We start from the raw sequence: 2,226 nt of genomic DNA on the forward strand, positions 1-2,226 counted from the left end.
CGACGACTTCGGGTCGGACCGGGTGTTCACCGACGAGGCGTTCACCAGCCAGAAGGACGAGCAGAACAACGGCAACTCCGCGTACTCCGACACGATCCAGTACGTCGAGAAGACGCTGCCCCGGTTCTGGACCGCCGTCTTCAGCCAGCTGCTGTCGAAGAGCTTCACGGCGCCCCAGGTCGCCGCCTCCCCCGGCCAGGCGCCGAAGTGCGACGGGAGCGCGAGCCGCGAACTCGGGTACTGCGCCTCGGACACGACCGTCTACTTCGACGAGAAGGACCTCACCAAGCCGGCCTACAAGATCGGCGACTGGTCGGTGGCGACGGCGATCTCGCTCCCGTACGCCCTCGCCGCCCGGTCCCAACTGGGCAAGTCCACCGACGACGAGGCCGCCACCCGTTCGGCCGCCTGCCTGACCGGCTGGTACACCGCCCGGACCTTCGACGGCGACTTCTCCGACACGGTGTCGCTCAGCCCCGGCGACGTCGACGAGGGCGTTCGGTTCCTGCTCACCTACGGCGTCTCGGACCAGGTCTTCCCGAACACCCACGAGTCCGGGTTCGAGCTCTTCCGCTCGTTCCGCGACGGCTTCGCCCAGGGCGGCAAGGCCTGCGACATCGGCATCTGAGTAAGGACCCCGCTAGAACAGGGCGGCGCTGAGCTTCCTGCGGGCCGCGCCCACGCGCGGGTCGTCGTCGCCGACCAGGGCGAACAGCTCGATCAGGTGCGTCCGCGCCTTGTCGCGGTCGTCGCCCGAGGTGCGCCGGACGACGTCGACCAGCCGGTCGAAGGCGCCCTCGACGTCGCCGGTGCCGAGCAGCACATCGGCGGCGCGCAGCTGCGCGTCGACGTCGTCGGGGTCGGCCTCGGCCTTGGCGAGCGCGTCCGGGCCTGCCTCCACGGCGCGCCGGAAGAGCTGCACCTGGCGCAACGCCAGCCCGGCCTCGGGGTGGTCGGGCTGCTCGGCGAGGATCGCCTGGTAGGCCTCCTCGGCGGCGGCGAGGTCGCCGCGCTCGAGGGCCGACTCGGCGGCGTCCATCCGCGGGTCGTCGGGTTCCGGCTCGGGGCCCTCGCCGGGCAGCCCGCCGCCGGTGGTGGCGCGGACCAGCTCGGTGACGAACTGCTCCGCCTGGTCCTCGGGGATCGCGCCGGTGAACTCGGCGACGAGCTGGCCCTGCCAGACGGCCTTGACCGCCGGGATGCCCTGCACCCGCAGCGCCTGGGCCAGCGCCGGGTTGGCGTCGACGTCGACCTTGGCGAGCACCCACGAGCCGCCGCCCTCCGCGGCCAGCCGCTCGAGCACCGGCGAGAGCTGCTTGCACGGCCCGCACCACTCGGCCCAGAGGTCGAGCACGACCGGCACCTGGAACGAGCGGTCGAGCACCTCGGACTGGAAGGTCGCCTCGGTGACGTCGACGACCGCGCTGCCGGGGGCGCCGGCCGGGGCCGAGGCGCTGGGCGGCGGGGCGGCCTGGGCGCGCGCGGCGGCCTCGGAGCGTGCCTTCACGGCGGCGAGGTCGACGGCGCCGGCCAGCGAGGCCGCCATCTGGGCCTGCTGCGCCTGCGCTCGTGGGTCGGGGCGACCGGAACGGCTCGGTTGCATGTACCTCTTGTCCTACACTTCGTCGCCCTACCGGGCGACACCGCGGCCAGGTGCCGTCCCCGACCTGCGTGGAGCCGTTTCCGGCCCTCCTCGTCGGACCGCCCTCGCGGGGGCGGCTCCTAAAACCTCGCAGGCTCCGTGTAGCTGCCCCACTCGGCGCGCAGCGCGTCGCAGATCTCGCCCAGGGTCGCCTCGGCGCGGACGGCGTCCAGCATCGCCGGGACCATGTTCTCCTCGGTCCGGCCCACCTCGACCATGCGGGCGACCGCCGCGCGCGCGGCGTCGTCGTCCCGGCTGCTGCGGCGGGCCGCCAGCTCGGCCTTCTGGTCCTTCTCGACCTGGTGGCTGACCCGCAGGATGTCCAGCTGGTCGTGCGCGTCCACCGAGCCGGCCAGGGTGTTGACGCCGACGACGCGCTTGTCGCCCTTCTCGAGCGCCGTCTGGTACTCGAAGGCCGAGTCGGCGATCTGGCCGACGAACCAGCCGTCCTCGATGCCGCGCAGCAGCCCGGAGGTGATGGTGCCGTCGCCGCCGAGCTCCTTGATGCGCTCGAAGATCGCCTCCGCCTCGGCCTCGAGCCGGTCGGTGAGCGCCTCGACGTACCAGGAGCCGCCCAGCGGGTC

At 73.2% G+C, this 2,226-nt stretch carries 2 protein-coding genes and 1 pseudogene; 1 reads left to right on the top strand and 2 read right to left on the bottom strand.

What is annotated here, in order from left to right; translation table 11 throughout:
- A pseudogene (locus ACTHMS_RS15515) lies at positions 1-628 on the top strand (neutral zinc metallopeptidase); the annotation flags it as partial.
- 12 nt (positions 629-640) lie between these two features.
- Here the strand turns inward: ACTHMS_RS15515 and ACTHMS_RS15520 are convergent.
- Positions 641-1,546 carry a tetratricopeptide repeat protein gene (locus ACTHMS_RS15520; protein WP_440307574.1) on the bottom strand — a complete coding sequence of 302 codons (906 nt, stop codon included), beginning with the start codon at positions 1,544-1,546 and terminating at the stop codon, positions 641-643.
- A gap of 176 nt (positions 1,547-1,722) precedes the next feature.
- A partial coding sequence (locus ACTHMS_RS15525) for a methylmalonyl-CoA mutase family protein (RefSeq protein WP_440307575.1) occupies positions 1,723-2,226 on the bottom strand: 504 nt, incomplete at its 5' end.

It is taken from the genome of Jatrophihabitans sp. (assembly GCF_051960575.1).
Taxonomy (GTDB): domain Bacteria; phylum Actinomycetota; class Actinomycetes; order Mycobacteriales; family Jatrophihabitantaceae; genus JBQCEE01.

What these genes read in the sequence shown, in the direction of transcription:
- ACTHMS_RS15520 (WP_440307574.1), bottom strand. Translation starts at nt 1,546, where the DNA reads ATGGCGGCCTCGCTGGCCGGCGCCGTCGACCTCGCCGCCGTGAAGGCA.